Here is a 21,985-nt window from a genome sequence, read left to right as displayed (position 1 = left end):
TAAGCGTATAAAAATTAAGGAGAAAAATTATGCGAACTAAAACTCAAGATACAAAAGCTAAGACAATTGAAAAGTTAACTATCAGCCTTGCAAGCCCTGATGATATTCTTAATAGATCGAAAGGCGAAGTTACTAAACCCGAAACAATTAATTATAGATCATTCAGACCCGAAAAAGATGGCTTGTTCTGCGAAAAAATATTTGGACCCGTTAAAGATTGGGAATGTGCATGCGGCAAATACAAAGGTATTCGTTATAAAGGAATTGTATGCGACAGATGTGGTGTTGAAATTACACTTAAGAGTGTTCGCCGCGAAAGAATGGGCCATATTGCACTTGCTGTTCCTGTTGTTCATATCTGGTTTTTTAAAGCACTCCCTTCCAAAATTGGCAATATTATTGGAATGACCACAAAAGAACTTGAAAGAATAATTTATTATGAATCTTATGTGGTTATTAATCCGGGTCCAACTGGTTTGAATAAAAAAGACTTGATTTCAGAAGAACAATATTATGAAATTGTTCAATCTCTTCCTCATGATAATGATGCACTTGAAGATAACGACCCCAAAAAATTTGTTGCTAAAATAGGTGGCGAAGCTATTAAAGAACTGCTTAAAAATACAGATATTGAAAAAACATTTCAGGAATTAAAAGCTCAACTTGTAAATGAAACTTCTCAACAAAAAAGAAGTGATATATTAAAACGTCTTCGTGTATTGGAAGCTTTCAGAGAAAAAGAAGGGAAAGTTCAAAATAAACCTGAGTGGATGGTATTAACTGCTATTCCAGTAATTCCTCCTGAACTTAGACCACTTGTACCTCTTGAAGGTGGGCGTTTTGCAACAAGTGATTTAAATGATTTGTATCGCCGTGTCATTATAAGGAATAATCGTCTTAAAAGATTAATAGAAATTAAAGCACCTGAAGTAATTCTTCGAAATGAAAAAAGAATGCTTCAGGAAGCAGTTGATGCTTTATTTGACAATTCACGACGGGCAAGTGCAGTAAGAAGTGATGGTAATCGTCCTCTTAAATCATTGAGTGATATGCTTAAAGGTAAGCAAGGAAGATTCCGTCAAAACTTGCTAGGTAAACGTGTGGATTATTCAGGCCGCTCTGTGATTGTTGTCGGTCCTGAACTTAAATTGCATGAATGTGGATTGCCTAAGGATATGGCAGTTGAACTGTTCAAACCTTTTATTATAAGAAAGCTGATTGAAAGAGGACATTACAAAACAGTTAAAAGTGCTCGCAAAGCTGTAGATAGAAAAGACCCAATCATTTGGGAAATTCTTGAAAAATTAATTGATGGTCATCCAGTTCTACTTAATAGAGCTCCAACATTGCACCGTCTCGGTATTCAAGCATTCCAGCCAAGATTAATAGATAGTAAAGCTATTCAGTTACATCCTATGGTATGTACCGCATTTAATGCTGACTTTGATGGTGATCAAATGGCAGTTCATGTGCCCCTTTCTTATGAGGCACAACTTGAAGCTTCAATTTTAATGCTTAGTTCTCATAATATTCTTTCTCCTCAAAATGGAATGCCTATAGTAATACCAACTCAGGATATAGTTTTAGGTTGCTATTATTTAACTAAGGTTAGACCTGGTGCAAAAGGAGAAGGCAAAATCTTTAGCAGTATGGAAGAAGTTATAATTGCATATAATTCCAAAGCAGTTGATTTGCATGCTCGTATTAAAGTAAAATATGAAGATAAATTGTTAGAAACTACTGTTGGCCGTGTAATATTTAATCAAATAGTTCCCAAAGAAATGGGATTCATAAATGAATTGCTAGTTAAGAAAACATTTAGTGGATTGATTTATAAAATGTTTATGAAATTAGGCAATGAAGTGACTGCTAAATTCCTTGATGATGTTAAAGAATTAGGTTATAGATATGCAACTGCTGCAGGTATTTCAATTAGTTTTAGTGATATGGTTATTCCGGATGAAAAAGTAAAATTAATTGAAGAAGCAAATAAAAAGGTAAACAGTATTTTGAATGAACATGAACAAGGCTTGATAACCGATGCTGAAAGATATAATAAAATTATTGACGTATGGACATTTACAACAAATAATGTTGCAAAATCATTAATGGAAAGATTGAAAAATGACCAGAATGGATTTAATTCACTTCATATGATGGTTGATTCAGGTGCAAGAGGGTCTCAAGAACAAGTACGTCAGCTTGCCGGTATGCGAGGTCTTATGCAAAAACCACAAAAGAGCTTAACTGGTCAATCTGGTGAAATTATTGAAAATCCAATTGTAGCCAACTTTAAAGAAGGGCTATCAGTTCTTGAATATTTTATTTCTACACACGGTGCTCGTAAAGGTCTTGCTGATACCGCATTGAAAACAGCTGATGCTGGCTACTTAACAAGAAGATTATGCGATGTAGCGCAAGATGTAATTGTAACAGAAGAAGATTGTGGCACTATCCGCGGTATTTATGTAACAGCCCTTAAAGATGTAGAATTAGAAAGAGAACCACTTGCTGAAAGAATTATTGGTCGTGTTGCTCAGGAAGATGTATATGACCCTAAAACAGATGAACTAATAGTAGAAGCTGGACAATTAATAACAGAAGAAATTGCAGAAAAAATAGATGAAGCTAATATTGATCAAGTTTATATAAGAACAGTATTGACCTGTGAAGCTAAACATGGAGTATGTGCAAAATGCTATGGCAGAAATTTAACTACAGGTCAATTAGTAGAAATTGGTGAAGCAGTTGGTATCATAGCTGCTCAATCAATTGGAGAACCAGGCACTCAGTTAACTCTTAGAACCTTCCACTTTGGTGGAACTTCATCTCGTATTGCAAGTCAATCTCAAGTTGAAACCAATGTAGCTGGAACCATAAAATTCGAAAGAATTTCTTATGTAGAAAAGAATGATGTATTCGGAAAAGTAAAAGTTGTAATAGGAAGAAGAGGTTCAATTGGTATTTTTGATGAAGATGATAGACAAATTAAAAAATATGAAATACCTTACGGCGCAGAGTTAATGGTTGAAGATGGTCAAAAAGTTGTTAAAGGTCAGCCACTTTATAATCACGATCCATATAACTCTGTAATTGTTTCTGACATTGGTGGAAAAGTTAGCTTTGTTGATTTAGTTGATAATGTTACTTATCAACAGGTTGCAGATGAACAAACAGGGCATGTTCAGAAAGTTGTTATAGAATCAAAAGACAAAAATCTTACACCAAGCATTTTAATTAAAGATGATAATGGAAATGAAAAGATATTTAATATTCCAACACGAGCATATTTATCAGTTGAAGAAGGTGAGGTTATACAGCCAGGAACCGTATTGGCAAAAATTTCAAAGGCAACTGCTAAAACGAGAGATATTACAGGCGGATTGCCAAGAGTAACAGAATTATTTGAAGCAAGAAGTCCGCATGACCCAGCAATAGTTTCAGAAATTGAAGGGAGAGTAAAATTTGGACCGCGTAAAAAAGGTGCAAGAGATATAATTATAGAATCACTAGATGGTTCAATTCAAAAAGTATATTCTGTTCCTTATGGAAAGCATATACTTGTTCAGGAAGGTGACGAAATTCCAGCTGGAGAAAAAATTACAGATGGACCAATTAATCCTCATGATATCTTAAAGATTAAAGGTCCTAATGCCGTTCAAGAATATCTTGTAAATGAAATTCAAGATGTGTATCGTTTACAGGGTGTAAAAATTAATGATAAGCATATAGAAATCATTGTTCGTCAAATGTTGCAAAAACTGAAAATAATTTCTGCAGGCGACACTAATTTTATTGAAGAAGATTTGGTTGACAGAAATAGATTACTTGAAGAGAATGAACGCATTAAAAATATGGTTTATATAATTGACCCAGGACAATCTAAATATAAAGCAGGTCAATTAATACCTCGTTCAAAATACAGAGAAATTAATGCGGATTTAACTCGTAAAGGCAAAAAACCTATGAAAGTAAGAGATGCAGAACCTGCTACATTTGAGAATATATTATTAGGTATAACACATGCTGCTTTATCTACAGAAAGCTTTATTTCTGCTGCGTCATTCCAGGAAACAACAAAAGTTCTTACAAATGCAGCAACTGAAGCAAGAACTGATTATCTAATTGGACTTAAAGAAAATGTTGTTATGGGACATTTAATCCCTGCAGGTACTGGCCTGAAAAAATATAAAAATATTATTCTGACAGAAGAAGAAGTAGAAGCAAAAGAGGCTATTCCAAAGGAAGGAGTTGAAGAAGAATCTGCTTAAAAAATTCAAAAATATAAATTGATTTCTTGACAATTGGGTTGATAATCAATAAATTTTGAGTCTGAATTTTTACTTAAAAGAAAAAATTTGGAGGAATATTAGTGCCAACAATTAATCAGTTGGTAAGAAAAGGAAGAGAAGTAGTAAAAGCTAAGAATAAAGCACCAGCTCTGGAAGGTAATCCTCAGAAACGTGGTGTATGTACAAGAGTTTATACTACTACTCCTAAAAAACCTAATTCAGCTCTTAGAAAAGTTGCGAGAGTTAGATTGACTAATGGAATAGAAGTTACGGCATATATTCCTGGAGAAGGTCATAATTTACAGGAACACTCTATAGTATTAATTAGAGGTGGGAGAGTTAAAGATTTGCCTGGTGTACGTTATCATATTATAAGAGGAACTCTCGACGCAAGCGGAGTTGAAGATAGAAAAAAAGGTAGATCTAAATACGGAACTAAAAAACCAAAAGCAAAATAGTTTATGAGAAAGAAAAGAGCAGAAAAAAGATTTATTAAGCCGGACCCAAAGTATAACGATGTTTTGGTTGCTAAATTTATTAATTACTTAATGTGGGATGGTAAAAAAACCATTGCCAGAAAAATAGTTTACGAAAGTTTCGATATTATTGAGCAAAGAACAAAGAAACCGGCTTTAGAAGTTTTTAAAAAAGCAGTTCAAAATGTATCTCCTATGGTCGAAGTAAGAAGCCGTAGAGTAGGTGGAGCTACATATCAGGTCCCTATGGAAGTTCGTCCTGAAAGAAGAACTGCTCTTGCACTAAGATGGCTTAGAACTTATGCTCGTGAAAGAAAAGATAAATCTATGGCATTGAAATTAGCTGCAGAACTAATTGCAGCTGCTAATAATGAAGGAAATGCAATAAAGAAAAAAGATGATACACATAGAATGGCGGAAGCTAATAAGGCTTTTGCTCATTTTAAGTGGTAATGAGAAAGGAGTAATTATTTATAATGTCTAATAGAGTTGACATAAGTAGGGTTAGAAATATTGGTATTATGGCTCATATTGATGCCGGTAAAACAACTACAACAGAACGAATTCTTTATTATACCGGCAAAGTTCATCGCATGGGTGAAGTTCATAATGGTTCTGCTACAATGGACTGGATGGAACAGGAAAAGGAAAGAGGAATAACTATAACCAGTGCTGCTACAACAACAATGTGGAACAATCATCAAATAAATATTATTGATACTCCTGGGCATGTTGACTTTACAGTAGAAGTTGAGCGTTCTTTAAGAGTTTTAGATGGTGCAATTGCACTGTTCTGTGCAGTTGGAGGAGTAGAACCTCAATCAGAAACTGTCTGGAGACAGGCTGATAAATATGGAGTACCAAGAATTGCTTTTGTGAATAAAATGGATAGAGTTGGAGCAGATTTTTATAATGCAGTGCAGATGATGAAGGACAGACTTGGTGCAAATGCAGTTCCTATTGCTTTGCCTGTGGGTGATGGTGACTTGTTTAGTGGTATTATTGATTTAATGACAATGAAAGCTCGTATGTATCACGAAGAAACTCTTGGAACTACATACGAGGATGTTGATATACCTGCTGATTTAATGCCATTAGCTCAAAAATATAGAACTCAAATGCTTGAAGCAGTATCAGAGATTGATGATACTCTTCTTGAAAAATATCTCGAAGGTAAAGAAATTTCAGCTGAAGAAATTAAAAAAGTTTTGCGTCAGGCAACTATTCAATTAAAAATTGTTCCTGTACTATGCGGTTCTTCATTTAAAAATAAAGGCGTTCAAATGCTTCTTGATGCTGTTGTTGATTTCTTACCTTCGCCTTTGGATTTAGGCAACTTAGTTGCACATCATGTTCATAAAAAAGACCATGTTGAAAGAAAAATTGACCCTAATGAAAAGTTTACTGCTCTTGCATTTAAAATTATGACAGACCCCTATGTAGGTAAATTGACATTTATTAGAGTTTACACTGGCACATTGAAAGCAGGTTCTTATGTTTATAATTCTGTCGCAGATAAAAAAGAAAGAGTAGGAAGAGTTCTTTTAATGCATGCTAATCATAGAGAAGATATGGATGAAGTTAGAGCTGGTGATATTGCAGCACTTGTTGGTTTGAAATTTACAAGAACTGGCGACACTTTATGTACCGAAGACGACCCAATAATTCTTGAAAGAATGGCATTCCCTGAACCAGTTATTCAGATTGCAATTGAACCAAAAACTAAAGCAGACCAAGATAAATTATCAGATGCTCTTTCTAAGCTATCTGATGAGGATCCAACTTTCAAAGTTTTTGTTGACGAGGAAACAGGACAGACATTGATTAGTGGAATGGGTGAACTTCATCTCGAAATTTTAGTTGATAGAATGAAAAGAGAATTTAAAGTTGAAGCTAATGTTGGTAAACCTCAAGTAGCTTATAGAGAAACAATTACAAAAACAGTCCAAGCTGAAGGTAAATTTATTAAACAAACTGGTGGACGAGGTAAATATGGTCATGTCTGGCTTGAGCTTTCACCAAATGAACCGGGTAAAGGTTTCGAATTTGAAAATGCAATAGTTGGCGGTGTTGTGCCTAAAGAATATATTAATCCAATTATTCATGGTATTCAGGATGCAATGAGGAATGGAGTACTTGCTGGTTATCCTGTTGTAGATGTAAAAGTTAAATTATTTGATGGTTCTTATCATGAAGTTGACTCTGATGAAATTTCATTTAAAGTTGCAGCTTCAATTGCTTTCAAGCAAGGTGCGCTAAAGGCAGACCCGATTTTGCTTGAACCGATTATGAATGTTGAAGTAATTACACCAGAAGAATATCTTGGCGATGTTATGGGTGATTTGAACTCAAGAAGAGGAAAAATTGAAGGATTTACAATGCGAAAGGATGCTCAGGTAATTAAAGCTCAGGTTCCACTTGCTGAAATGTTTGGTTATGCAACTACTTTAAGATCTATGACTCAAGGACGAGCAATCTTTACAATGCAATTTTCTCATTATGCAGAGGTTCCTAAGTCGGTTGCTGAAGAAATTACTGAAAAATCACAATTGAAAAAATCATCAGTTGAACAATTTTAGAATAATAAACAAATTAATTAGAAAATAAATAACAAGGAGAGTAACTCGATGGCAAAAGAAAAATTTGATCGTAGTAAACCTCATGTTAATATAGGTACTATTGGACACGTAGACCATGGTAAAACTACTCTTACAGCTGCCATCACCATGGCATTAGCTCAAAAAGGATTATCACAGGTTAGAACATTCGACAGTATCGATAATGCTCCGGAGGAAAGAGAAAGAGGTATCACAATTGCTACTGCACACGTAGAATATTCTACAGAAAAAAGACACTATGCTCATGTTGACTGTCCAGGTCACGCAGACTATGTAAAGAACATGATTACTGGTGCTGCTCAAATGGACGGTGCTATTCTTGTTGTTGCAGCAACCGATGGTCCAATGCCTCAAACAAGAGAACATATTCTTTTAGCTCGTCAGGTTGGTGTTCCCAGAATCGTAGTATTCTTAAACAAAGTTGATATGGTTGATGACCCTGAATTGATTGATCTTGTAGAAATGGAAGTAAGAGAGTTGTTATCAAAATATGAATTCCCTGGAAATGAAATTCCAATCATTAGAGGTTCTGCTTTGAAAGCTATGGAAGCTGGTATGGCAGGTGCACCAATTACAGACGAGAGATATAAATGTATCTGGGAATTAATGGATGCAGTTGATAGCTATATACCAATTCCAGAAAGAAGTATTGATAAACCATTCTTAATGCCAGTTGAAGATGTTTTCTCAATTACAGGTCGTGGTACAGTTGCAACAGGCAGAGTTGAAAGAGGCAGAATTAAATTAAACGAAGAAGTTGAATTAATTGGCTTAGGCCAGCATAAGAAAACAGTTGTCACCGGTATTGAAATGTTCCGTAAAGAACTCGATGAAGCAATAGCTGGCGACAATGCTGGATTGTTATTAAGAGGTATTGATAAAAAAGAAATTGAAAGAGGAATGGTTGTTGCAAAACCAGGTTCCATTACACCGCATAAAGTTTTTGAAGGTGAAGTTTATGTGCTCTCAAAAGAAGAAGGTGGACGTCATACACCATTCTTTAACGGATATCGTCCACAGTTCTATTTCAGAACAACAGATGTAACTGGAGTTGCAACATTACCAGAAGGAACTGAAATGGTTATGCCAGGTGATAATGTAAGATTGAAAGTTGAATTAATTGCAGAAATTGCTATGGAAGAAGGTTTGCGTTTTGCTATCCGTGAAGGTGGTAGAACTGTAGGTGCTGGAGTTGTAACCAAAATTATTGAATAAATAAATTATTTGAGGGAAAGAATTTTCTTTCCCTTTATTTTTGTTTGAAAAAGGAGATTATAAAAAGTGCCCGGTCAAAAAATTAGAATTAAGTTGAAATCATACGATCATATTTTGATTGATAAGTCAACTGAAAAAATTATCAAGACTGTAAAAAGTACAGGTGCGGTTGTCTCTGGACCAATTCCTTTGCCAACAAAAAGAACTGTTTTTACAGTTTTAAGGTCGCCGCACGTAGATAAAAAATCACGTGAACAATTTGAGATTAGGGCTCATAAAAGAATTATTGATATTCATAATTCTAATAATAAAACTGTTGATGCGCTGAGCAAGTTAGAAATACCTGCCGGCGTTGATATTGAGATAAAGTTATAGGAAGAATAAAATGCCAGGTTTGTTAGCTAAAAAATTGGGAATGACAAATATTTTTGCCGAAGATGGGAAAATAATCCCAGTGACTGTTCTTGAAGCTGGTCCTTGCATTGTTTATGCAGTTAAAACAAAAGAAAAAGACGGCTATGAATCACTTCAATTAGGCTTCGGCGAAAGAAAAGAAAAGCATGTAAATAAACCACAGTTAGCAGTGTTTCAAAAACTTGGTTTGAAACCACCAAGAGTTCTAAAAGAATTTAGAAATTTTGAAATAGAGAACTATAAAATTGGTGATGAAATTAAAGTTGATATTTTCCAGGAAGGGGATAAGGTTAAAGTTTCTGGAAAAAGTAAAGGTAAAGGATTCCAAGGTGTTGTAAAACGTCATGGATTTGGTGGGGTTGGTTCAACTACTCACGGACAAAGTGATAGAGTACGTGCCCCAGGTTCTATAGGTGCAAGTTCTTTCCCGTCCAGAGTTTTTAAAGGACAGAGAATGGCGGGAAGAATGGGTTATGAAAATGTAACAATCAGAAATTTGAAAGTTGTAAAAGTAATTCCAGAAAAAAATATTATAATGGTAAAAGGAGCTGTACCTGGCTCAATTAATTCAATAGTTGCAATTAATAAATAATTGTTGATAGAAAATGAAATTAGATGTTTATAAAATAGACGGAACAAAAACAGGCGAACAAGTCGAGCTTTCAAAAGATATTTTTGAAATCGAACCTAATGACCACGCTCTGTATTTAGCTGTTAAAGCTTATTTAGCTAATCAAAGACAGGGGACACATAAAACAAAAGAAAGAAGTGAAGTTCGTGGTGGTGGAAAAAAACCATGGCGTCAAAAAGGAAGAGGTGGTGCAAGAGCTGGTTCGATTCGTTCTCCTCTCTGGATAGGTGGCGGTACAATTTTTGGCCCTAAACCAAGAGATTATAGACAAAAGTTGAATAAAAAAGTTAATGCATTAGCTCGCAAATCCGCTTTATCTTATAAAGCTAAGAATAATCAAATAATTGTGCTTGAAGATTTTAATTTTGAAAAACCAAAGACAAAAGATTTTGTAAATATTCTTAAAGCATTGAACATAGATGGTAAGAAGACATTGCTGTTGACAAATGGAACACTTGAAAATGTTTATAAATCAGGAAGAAATATTGAAAGAGTAAATATACTCGAAGCTAACAAAGCTTCTGCCTATGAATTACTGAACAATCAAGTTCTAATTTTACAAAAAAGTGCACTTACTCTTCTTGAAAGTACATTTAATTAATCAGGTAAGAAAATGAAAACAATTTTAATTAGACCTTTGATTACAGAGAAAATGACAAAAATTAGCGAGAAGCATCCTAATAAATATGGCTTTATTGTGAATATTGATGCTAATAAAATCGAAATTGCTAAAGCTATTAAAGAAAAATTTAATGTTGATGTAGTTTCGGTAAATACTATTAGATATAAAGGGAAAACAAAAACACAGTTTACAAGAAGAGGTCGTTTTACAGGCAGAACACCAAAATTCAAAAAAGCTATTGTAACTTTGAAAGAAGGTCAAACAATCGACATCTTTGGTCAAGTATAAATCGATTGAATTGGAGATTCAATGGGAATTAGAAAATTAAAACCGATAACACCTGGTACGAGATTTATGAGTATCTCCACATTTGAGGAGATAACTAAAACTACACCAGAAAAATCTCTACTTGCTCCACTAAAAAAATCTGGTGGTAGAAATAATTTAGGAAGAGTAACTGCTCGTCATAGAGGTGGTGGACATAAACGTCAATATAGAATCATTGATTTTAAAAGAGATAAATTTGGAATTCCAGCAAAAGTATTTTCTATTGAGTATGACCCAAATCGTTCTGCAAGAATAGCACTGTTGCATTATGCAGACGGCGAAAAAAGATACATATTAGCTCCAGATGGATTAAAGGTTGGAGAAGTTCTAATGTCGGGACCTGGTTCTGAAATAAAAGTAGGAAATGCATTACCATTAAAAGAAATTCCGGTTGGCAGCTTTGTTCATAATGTTGAATTGAAACCTAAGAAAGGCGGACAATTAGGAAGAGCTGCAGGTACATCATTACAACTTTTAGCAAAAGAAGGAAAGTATGCACAGTTAAAATTACCATCTGGCGAAGTTCGAATGGTGAGTGTTGAATGTATGGCAACTTATGGAGTAGTAGGAAATGCTGACCATGAAAATATTAGTCTTGGAAAAGCAGGTAGAAGCAGATGGCTTGGAATTCGACCTCATACAAGAGGTGTTGCAATGAACCCTGTTGACCATCCAATGGGTGGAGGAGAAGGTAAAACATCTGGTGGCGGACATCCTGTATCTCCATGGGGTCAAAAGTCTAAAGGATTGAAAACAAGAAAGAGAAATAAACCTTCTAATAAATATATTATTAAAAGAAGAAAATAATTAGAGTAGCATATGCCAAGATCAGTTAAAAAAGGTCCTTACATTGATGTTAAGTTGTTAAGAAAAATTCGTAAACTTAACGAGACAAATCAGAAAAAAATTATTAAAACATGGTCTCGTGCAAGTACAATTTCACCTGAATTTGTTGGACATACAATAGCTGTTCATAATGGTAATAAAATGATTCCTGTTTATATTACTGAAAATATGGTCGGACATAAACTTGGTGAATTTGCACCAACAAGAATTTTTAGAGGTCATCCAGGCACAAAAGCTGAAAAAGCATCAAAAGTTAAATAATGGAAATTGAGGTAGAAAATAATGGAAGCTAAAGCGACACATAAATATATCGGTTCATCGCCAAGAAAAATGCGCTTGGTTATTGATATGATTAGAGGTAAATCTGTTGATCAGGCAATTGAAATTCTTCACTTTTCTCCAAAACATGCTTCTAAATCAGCAGAAAAAGTTTTGAGGTCAGCAGTTTCCAATTTGATGAATAAAGATGAAAATGTTAAGCATGAGATTTCAGATTTATATGTAAAAGAAGTTTATGTTAATCAGGGACCAACATTAAAAAGAATTACTCCCGCTCCAATGGGGAGAGCTTATAGAATAAGAAAACGTTCTAATCATTTAACAATTGTAGTAGCAACTAAAAAGTAATCGGAGGAAGTTTTGGGTCAAAAGACAAATCCAATTGGCTTTAGAGTCGGAATAATAAGAGGCTGGGAATCGAACTGGTTCGAAAATAAAAGTTATGCACCAAAGTTAATTGAGGATTACAAGCTCAGACTTTACATTAGAAAGAGATTGCAAAATGCTGGTGTTTCTGCAATTAAAATTGATAGAACTTCCAAAAATGTAATAGTGACAATTCATACTTCCCGCCCTGGAGTTGTTATTGGCAAAAGCGGGAAAGAAATTGCTCAAATTGAAGAAGAATTAAAGAAAATTACAAACAAAGAAGTAAAAGTTCAGATAACAGAAATTAAAAGACCAGAACTTGATGCTTACTTAGTTGCAGAAAATATTGCAAAGCAAATTGAAGGAAGGATTTCTTTTAGAAGAGCAATGAAAAGTGCAATAACAGCTGCTATGAGAATGGGTGCAGAAGGAATAAGAGTTATGTGCTCTGGCAGATTAGGCGGTGCTGAAATGGCAAGAACAGAACAATACAAAGAAGGAAGGATACCGCTTCATACAATTAGAGCAGATATTGATTATGCGCAAGCTACTGCTCAAACTATTTACGGCTCCATTGGTGTAAAAGTTTGGATTTGCCGTGGAGAAATTTTAGGTAAACGTTCAACTGAATAATCTTTGGGAGTTTTTCTCATGTTAATGCCAAAAAGAGTAAAATATCGTAAAGCGCAAAGAGGAAGAAGAAAAGGAAAAGCAACTCGAGGTCATATAGTAAATTTTGGAGACTTTGGGTTAAAAGCTCTTGAACCTGCTTGGATTACAAGTAGACAAATAGAAGCATGTCGTGTTGCTCTTTCTCGTAAAATGAAAAGAGATGGTAAAGTTTGGATAAGAATTTTTCCAGATAAACCTGTTTCTAAAAAACCACTTGAAACAAGAATGGGTAAAGGAAAAGGTGCTCCAGAATTCTGGGTTGCCGTTGTTAAACCAGGTAGAATCCTTTTTGAAGTTGGTGGTATTGACAAAACCACTGCTCATGAAGCTCTTACACTTGCTGCACATAAATTGCCAATTAAAACAAAGATTGTTCAACGTATTGATTTAGAAGCTTAAGAGGATTTGACGCTATGAAGATATATCAAATAAGAGAAATGTCCACCGAAGAAATTAAAAAGAGAATTCTTGAAGAACAAAAGAATCTTGTGGACTTGAGATTTCAACATGAACTAAAAAATTTGACTAATACAGCTAAATTGCGTCTTACTAAAAAAGATATTGCAAGAATGAAAACAGTTCTTAAAGAACGTGAAATGCAAGAAGCAAAAAACTCAAAGGAAAATAAATAAGGAGCAATTGTTCTTCCATGCAGACAAGAAATACAAGAAAAGTTAGGATTGGCACTGTTATTAGCAATAAAATGAACAAAAGCATTGTAGTTGCAATCGAAAGACGTGTAGCACATCCGCTTTATAAAAAGTATTATAAAAGAACAACAAAGTTGATGGCACATGATGAAAATAATGAATGCAGTATAGGTGATGTTGTCAAAATTATGGAAACACGTCCTTTGAGCAAAAGAAAAAGATGGCGTTTAGTTGAAATTATCGAAAAAGTTAAATAATAAAGTTTGATGAGGAGCAGATAATCATGATACAAGAAGAAACAAATTTAGTGGTAGCAGATAATTCAGGAGCCAAAAAAGTTCGCTGTATTCGTGTTCTAGGAGGAAGTAATAGACGTTATGCTACGGTTGGTGATGTTATAGTTGTGAGTGTAAAATCTGCAATACCAGGTGGGTCTGTCAAAAAAGGCGAGGTGGCACGTGCTGTTATAGTCAGAACTAAAAAAGAAGTTCGAAGAAGCGATGGCTCTTATATTAGATTTGATGAAAATGCAGCTGTTCTTCTCAATAATCAAGGTGAACCAAGAGGTACCCGTATATTTGGACCTGTTGCAAGAGAACTTCGCGATAAAAAATTTATGAAAATAATTTCTTTAGCTCCAGAAGTTTTATAAGGAATAGATAAAATGAAAATTAAGAAGAACGATACGGTAATTGTAATTGCCGGCAACTATAAAGGTAAAACAGGAAAAGTTTTAAAAGTATTTCCTGAAAAAAATAGAATTATTGTTGAAGGCGTTAATATTCGTAAACGTCATACAAAACCGAATCAGAAAAATCCACAAGGTGGAATAATTGAAAAAGAAGCTCCTATACATGTTTCTAATGTTATGATTCTTGATCCAAAAACAAATGAACCTACTCGTATTGGTTCAAAAATTATTATAGATGAAAAAACAGGTAAAAAGAAAAGTGTTAGAATTAGTAAAGCAAGTGGCGAAATGCTCGTATAAAATTAAGGGTTTATAATAGCAATGGGAAAACAAAAAGAACAAGTTCAACAACAAAAAGAAAAGAAAACTAAAGCAGCGGAAGAAACTACTGCAACTGTAGTTGAAGAAAAAGTGCCTGCAAGATTGAAAGTAAAATATTTCAAAGAAATTGTTCCAAAATTAAAGGAACAATTTGGTTACAAAAATGTAATGCAGGTTCCAAGACTTGAAAAAATTGTTATAAATATGGGAGTAGGCCAGGCAGTTCAGGACCCCAAAATTCTTGAAGAAGCTGTAAAAGATTTAGAAACAATTACTGGACAGAAACCATCTATTAGAACAGCTAAGAAGTCTATATCAAATTTTAAATTGCGTGAAGGTATGAAAATTGGTGCAAAAGTTACTTTAAGAAGAGAACGAATGTATGAATTCCTTGATAGATTAATTACAATAGCTCTTCCAAGAGTTCGTGACTTTAGAGGAATTTCTGATAAATCATTTGACGGCAGAGGAAATTATACTCTTGGAATAAAAGAACAAATTATTTTTCCTGAAATTAATGTTGATAAGGTAAATAAAATTTTGGGAATGGATATTACTTTTGTTACTACTGCTAAGACCGACAAGGAAGCTTATGAATTGCTTAGTGCATTTGGAATGCCATTTAGAAAAAAAGAAACTAATTAAAGGAAAATTATGGCAAGAAAAAGTTTAATAGCTCGGGAAATAAAAAGAGCAAAATTATATGAAAAATATGCTGCTAAAAGAAAAGAACTGAAAGAAAAAGGGGATTATGAAGCATTACAGCTTTTGCCCCGTAATTCTTCACCAACTCGTCTTCATAATAGATGTATGATTACTGGAAGACCCAGAGGTTATTACAGAAAATTTGGTGTTTCGAGATTGGTGCTTAGAGAAATGGCTTTACGTGGAGAAATCCCCGGCTTAAAAAAATCAAGTTGGTAATAGAAGGAGAATATTAAATGCCAGTAACAGATCCGATTGCAGATTTCTTAACAAGAATTAGAAATGCTGTTAAAGCAAGGAAAAAATATGTTGACGTTCCTTCATCAAAAATGAAGGTAGCTATTGCTGAGATTTTAAAGAACAATAAGTTTATTAAAGATTATAATATCATTGAAGATAATAAGCAAAATATACTGAGAATTCACCTTCAGTATATTAATGGAGTTTCTTCAATTACAGGATTAAAAAGAATCAGTACTCCAGGTTTACATTTGTATGTTGATAAAGACCATATTCCCCGTGTACTTAATGGATTGGGAATTGCAATTATATCAACATCAAAAGGTTTATTAACTGATAAACAAGCAAGAAAAGAATCTGTTGGCGGAGAAGTTATCTGCCATGTTTGGTAAAAATTGAGAGGTTAAAAAGTGTCACGTATAGGAAGAAAACCAATACCAATTAAAGATGTAACAGTAACCAAAACCGATAATATAATTAAGGTTAAAGGTAAACTCGGTGAATTAGAGATGAAAATTCATCCTAATATCACCGTGGATATAACAAAGGATGAAATTATTGTTAAAAGACCGGACGATACAAAAGAAAACAGAGCTCTTCATGGATTAACAAGAGCTTTGATTAATAATATGATAAAAGGTGTAACCGAAGGTTATACCAAAACACTTGAAATTGTAGGTGTTGGTTACAAAGCAGAATTAAAAGGAAATAATATTTTAATTACAATTGGTTATTCGCACCCAATTTATTTTATTCCGCCGGAAGGAATTAAAATTGAAGTTCCAACACCTACACAGATTAAAATTTCCGGGATTAATAAAGAATTGGTTGGAATAGTAGCAGCAAAAATTAGGTCATTTAGAAAACCTGAACCTTATAAAGGCAAAGGTATAAGATATTCTAATGAAGTAATTATCAGAAAAGCTGGTAAGACAGCTGGTAAATAATCCACTTAGGAGAATGTGACAATGTTTTTGAAAGATTATAAAAGAAGATTAAGAAAAAAAATCAGGATAAGAAAAAAAATTCATGGCACTGCTTTAAAGCCAAGACTCTGTGTTTATAAAAGTTTGAAACACATTTATGCCCAATTAATTGATGATGATAAAGGTCATACATTAGCATTTGCATCAACACTTTCAAAGGAAATTGCAGAGGAAGTAAAAAATTTAAGCGGTAAAATACCTAAAGCAAAATTAGTTGGGAAATTATTAGCTCAAAAAGCATTAGAAAAAGGAATAACCACTGTAGTATTTGACAGAAGTGGTTATCCATATCATGGTAAAGTAAAAGCAATTGCAGAAGGAGCAAGAGAAGGCGGATTAAAGTTTTAATCCTGCCAATTGCAAGAAAAATAGTTTCTTGCCGGATCGTCTAATGGCAGGACAGCGGCCTTTGGAGCCGTATGTGGAGGTTCGAATCCTCCTCCGGCAGCTCTAAAGAAAATTTTGAAATTGATGAAAGATAGGAGTTAAAGTGAACTTCAAGCACAAAAAAGTTACTGGTTTAGAAAACTTAAAAGAAAAAATAGTCCATATTAACAGAGTTGCAAAAGTAGTTAAAGGTGGCCGTCGATTCAGCTTTAATGCCATTGTCGTAGTAGGTGATGGTAATGGTCACGTGGGAGTTGGACTTGGGAAAGCAAATGAAGTTACCGATGCTATCGCTAAAGGAATCGACGATGCTAAGAAAAATGTTTATAAAGTACCTGTTATTAAAGGCACAATACCACATGAAATTATAGGCAAGTTTGGAGCAGGCAAAGTGCTCTTAAAACCAGCTTCTCCAGGTACAGGATTAATTGCTGGTGGTGGAGTCCGTGCCGTTTTAGAGGCAGCAGGTGTTCAAGATGTTCTTACAAAATCATTAGGTTCTTCAAATCCACATAATCAAGTTAAAGCAACTTTGAAAGCTCTGCTTAATTTAATTGATGCAAGAACTATGGCTTATAAACGTGGAATGAAAGTAAGCGAGTTATTCAGTTTATAGTGAGGTTTTAATAATGGCTAAAAAATTAAAAATAATACAAACGAAAAGTATAATTGATAGACCTAAACCACAGAAACTTACTATTAAAGCACTCGGTTTGGGAAGACCTAATTATCAAGTAATTCATAATGATACTCCTCAAATAAGAGGAATGATTAGAAAAGTATCACATTTAGTAAAAGTAGAAGAAATAGAAGAATAGGTGATTAAATGGATATACTTAGTAATTTGAAACCAGCAAAAGGTTCACACAAAAGAGAAAAAAGAATTGGCCGAGGTGAAGGTAGTGGACATGGTGGAACTGCAACTCGTGGTATGAATGGTCAACGTTCTCGTTCAGGTGCTAAATTCAAAATCTGGTTTGAAGGTGGTCAAATGCCTCTTCAAAGAAGATTGCCTAAGAGAGGTTTTCGTAATCCATTTAAAATTGAGTATCAGGTTGTTAATATTGGAAGTATTCAAAAATTAATTGATAACAAAAAAATTGAAGATGGCATTATCAATGCTGTTACACTTTATAAGAATGGATTAATTTCAAAAGCTGCAGCACCTTATAAAATTCTCGGTAATGGAGAATTAAAATCAAAAATAAATATTGAAGCACACGCTTTTAGTGCTTCAGCTAAAGAAAAAATAGAATCACTTGGTGGAACCATAAAAGAGATTAAAGCTTAATGGCAACTTTTCAAGAAACTTTTCGGAACATATTTAAAATTCACGAGCTGAGGCAAAGAATACTTTACACTCTTGCCTTGCTCATAATAGTTAGAATTGGTGCACATGTAACATTGCCTGGAATTGATTCATATCTTCTTAATTCAGCTATGACCAATTCCACATCTGATAATCTTTTTGGCTTGTATGATTTATTTGTAGGCGGTGCCTTTAGAAACGCAGCTTTATTTGCTCTCGGGATTATGCCTTATATTTCTGCTTCAATTATTTTACAATTAGCAGGTGCAGTAATCCCCTATATTCAAAAACTGCAAAGAGAAGGAGAAGAAGGAAGAAAGAAAATTACGCAATGGACCCGTTATGGTACTGTAATTATTTCTGCTTTCCAGGCATGGGGTGTTACAATTCACTTATTAAACATTCGTTATAATAATGCTCCTATCGTTCCAGAAGAAGTAAGAGGTATTGGTTGGTCTCTTTCAACTATTGTATTTCTTGTTGCTGGAACAATGTTTATTATGTGGATGGGTGAGCAAATTACAGAAAAGGGAATTGGTAACGGAATTTCATTGATAATTTTCATCGGCATTATTGACCGCTTCCCATTTGCAGTTCTCGATGAATATCGATTGCTTGCAGCTGGGCAGAGAAATTTAGTTATCGAAATTGTAATTCTGGCATTTATGGTTCTTGTAATTGCTGGAGTTGTTCTTGTTACTCAGGGGACAAGAAGAATTCCTGTTCAATATGCAAAAAGAGTAGTTGGCAGAAAAGTTTATGGTGGTGTAACTCAGTATATTCCACTTAGAGTTAACACTGCTGGTGTTATGCCTATAATTTTTGCTCAATCAATTATGTTTATTCCAAGTACATTGTTCTCATTTTTCCCGAATAATGAATTTATAGCATCAATTGCTGGTTATTTTACTTATCAATCATTTACATATTCTTTTATTTATGCTTTGATGATAATTTTCTTTACATATTTTTATACTGCAATTGCGTTTAATCCGCAGGATGTTGCAGAGACAATGAAAAAGCAAGGCGGTTTTATTCCGGGAATTAGACCAGGCAAACAAACCGCTGAATTTATAGATAATATTCTAACTAAAATTACTTTACCAGGTTCAATCTTTTTAGCTATCATAGCAATATTGCCAGCATTCGTTTCAAAAATTGGAGTATCTGGCAGTTTTGCTTCATTCTTCGGAGGAACAAGTTTACTGATAGTTGTAGGTGTTGCACTTGATACTTTGCAGCAAATAGAATCTCATTTGTTGATGCGCCATTATGATGGCTTTATGAAATCTGGTAAAATTAGAGGAAGAAGATTTTAATTTAGTTAACGACAGCTTATTGTGATTTTAATAAAAACAAAAAAAGAAATTGATTATATAAGAGAAAGCTGTCGAATTGTTGCGGAAGTTTTACAATTAATGAAGCGTTATGCTAAACCTGGCATAACGACACTTGAGCTCGATAAAATTGCTGAAGATTATATTCTAAGTAATAATGCAAGAGCTGCTTTCAAAGGATATTCACAATCAGGTTCTTTTGATTATCCGAGCTCAATTTGTTCTTCAATTGATGATGAGGTTGTTCATGGAATTCCAGGCAACCGTGTTCTTAAAGAAGGTGAAATTCTTTCAATTGATGTAGGTGTTGAAAAAAATAATTATTATGGAGATGCTGCAATAAGTATTGCGATTGGTAAAATGTCTGAAGAAAAAAAGAAACTGATGGATGTAACTGAAAAATCTCTTTATCTGGGAATTGAGCAGGCTGTTGCAGGCAATAGAATTGGTGATATTGGGAATGCAATACAAACTTATGTTGAATCTTTTGGTTTCTCTGTTGTAAGAGATTTGTGTGGACACGGTGTTGGAAAACACTTGCACGAAGATCCGCAAATCCCGAATTACGGGAAAAGGGGAACAGGAGCTTTAATTAAAAATGGAATGACCTTAGCAATCGAACCCATGATTAATATGGGTTCATATAAAGTTTTTGTAGACGAAGATGGCTGGACTGTAAAAACAATGGATGGTTTGCCATCTGCACATTTTGAACATACAATAGCAGTAATTGATGGTAAACCAGAAATTTTAACAATATGTTGAATTAAAAAGTATGGCAAAGCAAGGACCAATAAAAGTAGATGGAATAGTTACTGAAACATTACCAAATGCTCATTTCAAGGTTCGACTTGAAAATGGGCATGAAATCCTTGCTCATATTTCAGGAAAGATGAGAATGCATTTTATAAAAATATTAGTTGGAGATAAAGTTGCAGTAGAGCTTTCGCCATACGATTTAAATAAAGGAAGAATTACATATAGATATAAATAACGGGGAATTTATGAAAGTAAGAGCATCTGTAAAAAAAATGTGTGAACATTGTAAGATTATAAAACGTAAAGGAGTTGTAAGGGTAATTTGTAAAAATCCCAAACATAAACAAAGACAAGGTTAAAATTTAGGAGGAAAAAGATTGGCTCGTATAGCAGGAATTGATTTACCAAAACAAAAAAAAGCATTTATAGGATTGACCTATATTTATGGTATCGGCAGAAAGAGTGCTATGGACATTCTTCAAAAAGCCGAGGTAAATCCTGATAAAAGAATTGGAGAACTTACAGAAGAAGAAGTTGCAAGAATCCGCTCTATAATGACTGCTGAATATAAAGTTGAAGGTGCTTTAAGAAGTGAAGTTCAGCAGAATATTAAAAGACTTATGGATATTGGATGTTATCGCGGTTTGCGTCATAGAAGAGGATTGCCTGTAAGAGGTCAAAGAACAAGAACAAATGCAAGAACAAGAAAAGGAAAACGTAAAACTGTTGCTGGAAAGAAAAAAGCACCGGCTAAGAAGTAATAAATAATTGAGGAGTTAAATTGGCTAAGGCAGTTAAAAAAGCAAAGAAAAAAGTTCACGTTGATTCAGTTGGAGTAGCTCATATTAAAGCTTCTTTCAACAACGTGATTGTTACTATTACAGATATCTATGGAAATACAATTTCATGGTCTTCAGCAGGAAAGAATGGTTTTAAAGGTTCAAGAAAAAATACACCATTTGCAGCACAGGTTACTGCTGAAGCTGCTGCTAAAGAAGCTTATGACCTTGGACTTCGAAAAGTTGATGTTATAATCAAAGGTCCAGGTGCAGGCAGAGAGGCAGCTATCAGAGCATTAAATACAGCTGGATTGGAAATATTATCAATTAAAGATAATACTCCAATTCCACATAATGGTTGTAGACCACCAAAACGTAGAAGAGTATAACAGGAGAAAATTTAGATGGCAAGATATATTGGTCCAAGTTGCAAATTATGCAGAAGAGAAAGACAAAAATTATTTTTAAAAGGAACAAAGTGTTATACCGAAAAATGTCCTCTTGAAAAAAGAAATTATGCACCGGGACAACACGGTTTAACACGACGTGCAAAATTTTCTGAATATGGAGTTCAATTAAGAGAAAAACAAAAAGTAAAAAGAATTTATGGGTTGCAAGAAACTCAGTTCCGTATCTACTTCGATAGAGCAATGAGACAAAAGGGTGTGACTGGTGCTAACTTAATTAAATTACTTGAGAGAAGACTTGATAATGTTGTTTATCGTCTCGGTTTTGCTCCTTCAAGAAAAGCAGCACGTCAATTAATTTTGCACAGACATTTTACTGTCAACAATCGTATTGTTAATGTTCCATCTTATTTACTTTCACCAGGTGATGTTGTTGCAGTAAGAGAAAAAAGTAAAAAACTTGATGTAATTCATAATTCTTTACGAAGAACAAAAGATAATGTCTACGGTTGGTTGTCTGTTGACAAAGCAACTCTATCAGGAACATTCATGAATATTCCTGAAAGAGAAGAAATTCCACTTAATGCTAATGAACAATTGATTGTAGAATTATATTCTAAGTAATTTTATAAATTTAATATAGAGGATAATTT

The 21,985-nt window shown here is 34.0% G+C and carries 33 protein-coding genes and 1 tRNA gene; all 34 read left to right on the top strand.

The features are described 5' to 3' along the window. Positions 1 to 29: 29 nt before the first annotated feature. The 34 genes from rpoC (at position 30) to rpsD (ending at position 21,956) form a co-directional block, all read left to right on the top strand. Positions 30 to 4,271, top strand: coding sequence for a DNA-directed RNA polymerase subunit beta' (gene rpoC, locus VJY32_RS09455; RefSeq protein WP_353677667.1), 4,242 nt, complete (start codon positions 30 to 32; stop codon positions 4,269 to 4,271). A gap of 101 nt (positions 4,272 to 4,372) precedes the next feature. After that, positions 4,373 to 4,750, top strand: a complete 378-nt coding sequence (rpsL, locus tag VJY32_RS09450) for a 30S ribosomal protein S12 (RefSeq protein WP_353677666.1) — start codon at positions 4,373 to 4,375, stop codon at positions 4,748 to 4,750. Between the two features lie 3 nt (positions 4,751 to 4,753). Next, on the top strand, positions 4,754 to 5,221 hold the full coding sequence (rpsG, locus tag VJY32_RS09445) for a 30S ribosomal protein S7 (protein WP_353677665.1): 468 nt from the start codon (positions 4,754 to 4,756) through the stop codon (positions 5,219 to 5,221). Positions 5,222 to 5,244: 23 nt separating this feature from the next. Then, positions 5,245 to 7,347 (top strand): elongation factor G, encoded by a 2,103-nt coding sequence (gene fusA, locus VJY32_RS09440; RefSeq protein ID WP_353677664.1) that lies wholly within the window; start codon positions 5,245 to 5,247, stop codon positions 7,345 to 7,347. Positions 7,348 to 7,395: 48 nt separating this feature from the next. Further along, positions 7,396 to 8,601 (top strand): elongation factor Tu, encoded by a 1,206-nt coding sequence (gene tuf / locus VJY32_RS09435; RefSeq protein WP_353677663.1) that lies wholly within the window; start codon positions 7,396 to 7,398, stop codon positions 8,599 to 8,601. Between the two features lie 66 nt (positions 8,602 to 8,667). Further along, positions 8,668 to 8,976, top strand: coding sequence for a 30S ribosomal protein S10 (rpsJ, locus tag VJY32_RS09430; protein WP_014854898.1), 309 nt, complete (start codon positions 8,668 to 8,670; stop codon positions 8,974 to 8,976). Positions 8,977 to 8,986: 10 nt separating this feature from the next. Beyond that, on the top strand, positions 8,987 to 9,607 hold the full coding sequence (gene rplC, locus VJY32_RS09425; protein ID WP_353677662.1) for a 50S ribosomal protein L3: 621 nt from the start codon (positions 8,987 to 8,989) through the stop codon (positions 9,605 to 9,607). A 13-nt stretch (positions 9,608 to 9,620) separates the two neighbouring features. Continuing rightward, positions 9,621 to 10,247 carry a 50S ribosomal protein L4 gene (gene rplD, locus VJY32_RS09420; RefSeq protein WP_353677661.1) on the top strand — a complete coding sequence of 209 codons (627 nt, stop codon included), beginning with the start codon at positions 9,621 to 9,623 and terminating at the stop codon, positions 10,245 to 10,247. 12 nt (positions 10,248 to 10,259) lie between these two features. Further along, entirely contained in the window at positions 10,260 to 10,556 is a 297-nt protein-coding gene (rplW, locus tag VJY32_RS09415; RefSeq protein WP_353677660.1) for a 50S ribosomal protein L23, read from the top strand. A 21-nt stretch (positions 10,557 to 10,577) separates the two neighbouring features. Then, positions 10,578 to 11,402, top strand: coding sequence for a 50S ribosomal protein L2 (rplB, locus tag VJY32_RS09410; protein WP_353677659.1), 825 nt, complete (start codon positions 10,578 to 10,580; stop codon positions 11,400 to 11,402). 12 nt (positions 11,403 to 11,414) lie between these two features. Further along, positions 11,415 to 11,702 (top strand): 30S ribosomal protein S19, encoded by a 288-nt coding sequence (gene rpsS / locus VJY32_RS09405; RefSeq protein ID WP_353677658.1) that lies wholly within the window; start codon positions 11,415 to 11,417, stop codon positions 11,700 to 11,702. Positions 11,703 to 11,723: 21 nt separating this feature from the next. Beyond that, positions 11,724 to 12,068 carry a 50S ribosomal protein L22 gene (gene rplV / locus VJY32_RS09400; RefSeq protein WP_353677657.1) on the top strand — a complete coding sequence of 115 codons (345 nt, stop codon included), beginning with the start codon at positions 11,724 to 11,726 and terminating at the stop codon, positions 12,066 to 12,068. Between the two features lie 12 nt (positions 12,069 to 12,080). Beyond that, positions 12,081 to 12,722, top strand: coding sequence for a 30S ribosomal protein S3 (gene rpsC / locus VJY32_RS09395; RefSeq protein WP_353677656.1), 642 nt, complete (start codon positions 12,081 to 12,083; stop codon positions 12,720 to 12,722). 18 nt (positions 12,723 to 12,740) lie between these two features. Beyond that, on the top strand, positions 12,741 to 13,160 hold the full coding sequence (gene rplP, locus VJY32_RS09390; protein ID WP_353677655.1) for a 50S ribosomal protein L16: 420 nt from the start codon (positions 12,741 to 12,743) through the stop codon (positions 13,158 to 13,160). A 14-nt stretch (positions 13,161 to 13,174) separates the two neighbouring features. Next, the gene (gene rpmC, locus VJY32_RS09385) at positions 13,175 to 13,393 is read left to right on the top strand and encodes a 50S ribosomal protein L29 (RefSeq protein ID WP_353677654.1); all 219 of its coding nucleotides are present in this window, start codon (positions 13,175 to 13,177) and stop codon (positions 13,391 to 13,393) included. 17 nt (positions 13,394 to 13,410) lie between these two features. Then, the gene (rpsQ, locus tag VJY32_RS09380; protein WP_353677653.1) at positions 13,411 to 13,668 is read left to right on the top strand and encodes a 30S ribosomal protein S17; all 258 of its coding nucleotides are present in this window, start codon (positions 13,411 to 13,413) and stop codon (positions 13,666 to 13,668) included. Between the two features lie 26 nt (positions 13,669 to 13,694). Next, positions 13,695 to 14,063 carry a 50S ribosomal protein L14 gene (gene rplN / locus VJY32_RS09375; protein WP_353677652.1) on the top strand — a complete coding sequence of 123 codons (369 nt, stop codon included), beginning with the start codon at positions 13,695 to 13,697 and terminating at the stop codon, positions 14,061 to 14,063. A gap of 12 nt (positions 14,064 to 14,075) precedes the next feature. Continuing rightward, entirely contained in the window at positions 14,076 to 14,402 is a 327-nt protein-coding gene (gene rplX / locus VJY32_RS09370) for a 50S ribosomal protein L24 (protein WP_353677651.1), read from the top strand. A gap of 21 nt (positions 14,403 to 14,423) precedes the next feature. Continuing rightward, entirely contained in the window at positions 14,424 to 15,068 is a 645-nt protein-coding gene (gene rplE, locus VJY32_RS09365; protein ID WP_353677650.1) for a 50S ribosomal protein L5, read from the top strand. Positions 15,069 to 15,077: 9 nt separating this feature from the next. Beyond that, positions 15,078 to 15,347: a 30S ribosomal protein S14 gene (gene rpsN / locus VJY32_RS09360; RefSeq protein ID WP_353677649.1), complete on the top strand. Its 270-nt coding sequence runs from the start codon at positions 15,078 to 15,080 to the stop codon at positions 15,345 to 15,347. A gap of 17 nt (positions 15,348 to 15,364) precedes the next feature. Continuing rightward, complete coding sequence (rpsH, locus tag VJY32_RS09355) at positions 15,365 to 15,760, top strand: 30S ribosomal protein S8 (RefSeq protein WP_353677648.1); 396 nt, start codon at positions 15,365 to 15,367, stop codon at positions 15,758 to 15,760. 18 nt (positions 15,761 to 15,778) lie between these two features. Beyond that, positions 15,779 to 16,315 (top strand): 50S ribosomal protein L6, encoded by a 537-nt coding sequence (gene rplF / locus VJY32_RS09350; RefSeq protein WP_353677647.1) that lies wholly within the window; start codon positions 15,779 to 15,781, stop codon positions 16,313 to 16,315. A 21-nt stretch (positions 16,316 to 16,336) separates the two neighbouring features. Then, entirely contained in the window at positions 16,337 to 16,702 is a 366-nt protein-coding gene (rplR, locus tag VJY32_RS09345; protein ID WP_353677646.1) for a 50S ribosomal protein L18, read from the top strand. Positions 16,703 to 16,731: 29 nt separating this feature from the next. Further along, positions 16,732 to 16,802 (top strand) — tRNA-Gln (locus VJY32_RS09340). A 42-nt stretch (positions 16,803 to 16,844) separates the two neighbouring features. Beyond that, positions 16,845 to 17,357, top strand: a complete 513-nt coding sequence (rpsE, locus tag VJY32_RS09335; RefSeq protein ID WP_353677645.1) for a 30S ribosomal protein S5 — start codon at positions 16,845 to 16,847, stop codon at positions 17,355 to 17,357. A 13-nt stretch (positions 17,358 to 17,370) separates the two neighbouring features. Then, a complete protein-coding gene (gene rpmD, locus VJY32_RS09330; RefSeq protein WP_353677644.1) occupies positions 17,371 to 17,559 on the top strand; it encodes a 50S ribosomal protein L30 in 189 nt (62 codons plus the stop codon). Positions 17,560 to 17,567: 8 nt separating this feature from the next. After that, positions 17,568 to 18,032, top strand: a complete 465-nt coding sequence (gene rplO / locus VJY32_RS09325; protein WP_353677643.1) for a 50S ribosomal protein L15 — start codon at positions 17,568 to 17,570, stop codon at positions 18,030 to 18,032. Further along, on the top strand, positions 18,032 to 19,369 hold the full coding sequence (gene secY, locus VJY32_RS09320; RefSeq protein WP_353677642.1) for a preprotein translocase subunit SecY: 1,338 nt from the start codon (positions 18,032 to 18,034) through the stop codon (positions 19,367 to 19,369). The genes rplO and secY overlap by 1 nt, the downstream gene beginning before the upstream one ends. A gap of 21 nt (positions 19,370 to 19,390) precedes the next feature. Next, complete coding sequence (gene map / locus VJY32_RS09315) at positions 19,391 to 20,152, top strand: type I methionyl aminopeptidase (protein ID WP_353677641.1); 762 nt, start codon at positions 19,391 to 19,393, stop codon at positions 20,150 to 20,152. A 10-nt stretch (positions 20,153 to 20,162) separates the two neighbouring features. Further along, positions 20,163 to 20,381, top strand: coding sequence for a translation initiation factor IF-1 (gene infA / locus VJY32_RS09310; protein ID WP_353677640.1), 219 nt, complete (start codon positions 20,163 to 20,165; stop codon positions 20,379 to 20,381). 10 nt (positions 20,382 to 20,391) lie between these two features. Then, positions 20,392 to 20,505: a 50S ribosomal protein L36 gene (gene rpmJ / locus VJY32_RS09305; protein WP_353677639.1), complete on the top strand. Its 114-nt coding sequence runs from the start codon at positions 20,392 to 20,394 to the stop codon at positions 20,503 to 20,505. 18 nt (positions 20,506 to 20,523) lie between these two features. Continuing rightward, a complete protein-coding gene (rpsM, locus tag VJY32_RS09300; protein WP_353677638.1) occupies positions 20,524 to 20,907 on the top strand; it encodes a 30S ribosomal protein S13 in 384 nt (127 codons plus the stop codon). Between the two features lie 20 nt (positions 20,908 to 20,927). Beyond that, a complete protein-coding gene (rpsK, locus tag VJY32_RS09295) occupies positions 20,928 to 21,314 on the top strand; it encodes a 30S ribosomal protein S11 (protein ID WP_353677637.1) in 387 nt (128 codons plus the stop codon). A 15-nt stretch (positions 21,315 to 21,329) separates the two neighbouring features. Next, positions 21,330 to 21,956, top strand: a complete 627-nt coding sequence (gene rpsD, locus VJY32_RS09290) for a 30S ribosomal protein S4 (RefSeq protein ID WP_353677636.1) — start codon at positions 21,330 to 21,332, stop codon at positions 21,954 to 21,956. The last annotated feature ends 29 nt before the right edge of the window (positions 21,957 to 21,985 follow it).

Source organism: Rosettibacter primus (assembly GCF_036860675.1).
Classification (GTDB): domain Bacteria; phylum Bacteroidota; class Ignavibacteria; order Ignavibacteriales; family Melioribacteraceae; genus Rosettibacter; species Rosettibacter primus.
This window is presented reverse-complemented; position numbering and strand designations above follow the sequence as displayed.